Here is a 3,571-nt window from a genome sequence, read left to right as displayed (position 1 = left end):
AATACTACAAGAGCAAGTAAAGTAGCTGCATAAGGGAATACCTTTAATATAACTAATGGAATTGATCCAAGTGCTGGAATAACTTGAGATACATTTGCAATTGTTGTTGCAAATCCAAAGAAAGCTGTAGCTGCAAGAATTCCAAGTGGTTTCCATTGTCCAAATATTAATGCTGCCAATGCTAGGAATCCTAATCCTGAAACACTTCCATTAAATTCTCCTGAGAAGGTTACAAGCATTACTGCTCCAGCAAAAGATGATAAGCCTCCTGAAAGTAAAACACCTATATAACGCATTTTATAAACATTTATACCTGCTGCATCAGAAGCTTGAGGATGCTCACCACATGATCTTAATCTTAAACCAAATCTTGTTTTATATATTAAGAAAGCACTTAAAAATAATATTCCTAAAGAAACCCATGTTGTTATATATGTCTTTTTAAATAATAGATCTCCTATTATAGGAATTTGCGATAAACCTGGTATATCCATTGGATAAAATCCATTTGTTATTCTAATACGTCCGCTTCCTGTAATAGTTCTTGCTAAAAAGATTGTTACAGCTCCTGCCATCATATTAATAGCCGTACCACTTATTGTTTGGTCTGCATTTAAATTAATACTTGCAAAGGCATGTAAAAGTGAAAATAACATACCAACTATTATAGAAACTACTAAACCTATCCAAATGGCAGTAGTACTACCTGCGCCCATAGATTCTTGTAATTTAGATATTGTTAAAGCCCCTGCAAAGGATCCAACAATCATAAAACCATCAAGTCCTATATTAATTACACCACTACGTTCACAATATAGTGCTCCTAGGGCAGTCATAAGTAGAGGAATTGTATATGCAACAGCATATGGAAAAATTTGTTGTAGTATTGCCCACATATTATTTCTCCTCCTTGTTATCTATATCTTCAGTTTCCTTTGGTTCTTCTATATTGTTTTGTCCTGATTCTATATTGTCTTTCTCTAATTCCTTATTTTCTTTATGATTTTCTTCTAGCTTCGTATTACTGCTAACAGCATTATTTTCAGCCACTTTTGCTTGTGCCATAGCTTTTCTATGTTTAATTGCATTTACTATCATTGGTACTGCTGCACTTATAGCTGCAAAGTATATTATAGTTGCAATTATTGTATCTGCTATTTCTGGTGGAATATTTGTATTTGCATTCATAAAGCCTTTTCCAGAGTATAATACTCCAAAGAATAAAGCTGATATTAATATTCCAACTGGATTATTTGCACCTAATAAAGATACTGCTATTCCATCAAAACCTTGCGATGGCATTACACCAATTTGCATATTTGATGCATTTCCTACATATTGAGCTACACCTGCAAGCCCTGAAAGAGCCCCAGCTATCATCATAGACACAACTATATTTCTATTTACTGACATACCTGCATATTCTGCTGCACTCTTATTAAAACCAACAGCTTTTAATTCATAACCTAAAACTGTTTTATTTAATATGAAAGCTATAACTATTACAGCTATTACAGCTATAAATATTCCTAAATTAATATAAGAACCTGAAAATAAGTCTGTAAGCCATTTTGTCTTTAAGGAAGCTGCTTCCACAATACTCTTAGATTCTGTTTCAGTTGAACCTTTAAAGTAAGCTGGTATAGCATAATAAACTATCCAATAACAAATCCAGTTCATCATAATTGCAGATACTACTTCATTAACATTAAATTTAGCTTTTAATATTCCTGGTACAAAAGCCCATAAAGCTCCTGCTATAGCTCCTGCTACTATCATAACAATTAATAATATAACTCTTGGAAGCACTGCTCCATAAGTTAATCCAATTACAGTTGCACAAAATCCACCAAAAAGCATTTGTCCTGGTGTACCAATATTGAAAAGACCAGTCTTAAAGGCGAATCCAACAGAAAGTCCTGTAAGTATTAATGGTGTTGCTGTAGCTAAGGTATCACCAAATCTTTTTAAATTTATAAGTGCGCCTTTATAAAGATACATATAGCCTTCTGCTGGGTTATCTCCAATAATAAACATTAAGATTGCACCTGCTATTAATCCTAATACAACTGCAAGTATAGAATTCAACGCTTCTTTCTTACTCATCTGACTTTCCTCCTTTTTGAATTCCAGCCATCATCAGACCGATTTCATTTTCATTTGTTTCTGAAGCATTAACTATTCCTATTAATTCTCCACTATTAATTATTGCAATTCTATCTGATAAATTCATAATTTCACTAAGTTCTAAGGATACAAGCAGTACTGCTTTTCCTTGATCTCTTTGTTCTACAAGTCTTTTGTGGATATATTCTATAGATCCTACATCAAGACCTCTTGTTGGTTGAACAGCTATTAATAAATCTGGATTTAATTCTACTTCACGCCCAATTATAGCCTTTTGCTGATTACCACCGGACATTGTTCTAGCAAAAGATTTTCCACCTTCTCCTGATCTAACATCAAATTCCTTTATGATTTTTTCAGCATAATCGTGTATAGCACCCTTATTTAATAAGCCATGCTTTGAAAATGGTTCTTTATTGTAAATTTCTAAAACCATATTATTTTCAATTGTATAGTCTAATACTAAGCCTCTTTTTTGACGATCTTCTGGTATATGAGCAATTCCGCTTCTTATACGCTTACGTATTGACATATTTGTTATATCTTCATTTTTAAAATAAACTTTTCCTGATTTTACTGTTCTCATTCCTGTTATTGCTTCAACTAATTCGGACTGTCCATTTCCTTCTACTCCTGCAATTCCAAGGATTTCTCCAGCTTTAACTTCTACAGAAAAATTATTAACTCCTAGAACCTTCTTATTATTTAAAACAGAAAGATTCTCAACCTTTAAAACTACTTCACCTGGTTCTTTAGGCTTTTTATCAACTTTAAAGCTAACAGGTCTACCAACCATCATTTCAGCCATTTTTTCTTGTGAAGTTCCCTTAACATCTACACTTCCTATATATTTTCCACGTCTAATTACTGTACAAGTATCTGCAACAGCTTTAATTTCTTTAAGCTTATGAGTAATTAATATAATTGATTTACCTTCTCTAATAAGATTTTTCATTATTTTCATTAGTTCTTCAATTTCTTGTGGTGTAAGTACTGCTGTAGGTTCGTCAAAAATTAACACCTCAGCATCTCTGTAAAGCATCTTTAAAATTTCAACTCTTTGCTGCATTCCAACTGATATATCTTCTATTTTTTCATATGGATCAACTTTTAATTCATATTTTTTAGATAACTCTTCTATCTTTTTAGCTGCACTTTTAATATCTACTACTAAGCCTTTTTTAGGTTCGCAGCCTAGAATTATATTTTCAGTAACAGTAAAATTTTCAACTAGTTTAAAATGTTGGTGAACCATTCCTATTCCTAAATCATTTGCTACATTAGGATTTGATATTTTTACTTCTTTTCCTCTTACTTTTATACTTCCCACTTCAGGCTGATACATTCCAAAAAGCACTGACATTAATGTCGACTTACCAGCTCCATTTTCACCAAGTAACGCGTGAATCTCACCCTTTTTCAATCTAAGAGTAATATTATCATT

General features: G+C 32.4%; 3 protein-coding genes. All 3 read right to left on the bottom strand.

Features of this window, described 5'->3' with window-relative positions; genetic code table 11:
• Nucleotides 1-896 (bottom strand): ABC transporter permease (locus L3B98_RS28760; RefSeq protein WP_238919213.1); only part of this gene is annotated, 896 nt, incomplete at its 3' end.
• Between the two features lies 1 nt (nt 897).
• Nucleotides 898-2,106 carry an ABC transporter permease gene (locus tag L3B98_RS28755; RefSeq protein ID WP_238919212.1) on the bottom strand — a complete coding sequence of 403 codons (1,209 nt, stop codon included), beginning with the start codon at nt 2,104-2,106 and terminating at the stop codon, nt 898-900.
• Nucleotides 2,099-3,571, bottom strand: a 1,473-nt coding sequence (locus tag L3B98_RS28750; protein WP_238919211.1) for an ABC transporter ATP-binding protein, incomplete at its 5' end; no start/stop codon positions are given. The genes L3B98_RS28750 and L3B98_RS28755, both read right to left, overlap by 8 nt.

The organism is Clostridium sp. YIM B02555 (genome assembly GCF_022320955.1).
Classification (GTDB): Bacteria; Bacillota; Clostridia; order Clostridiales; family Clostridiaceae; genus Clostridium; species Clostridium saccharoperbutylacetonicum.
The sequence above is the reverse complement of the archived record's forward strand: the minus strand, read 5'-3'. Positions and strand labels throughout refer to the sequence as shown.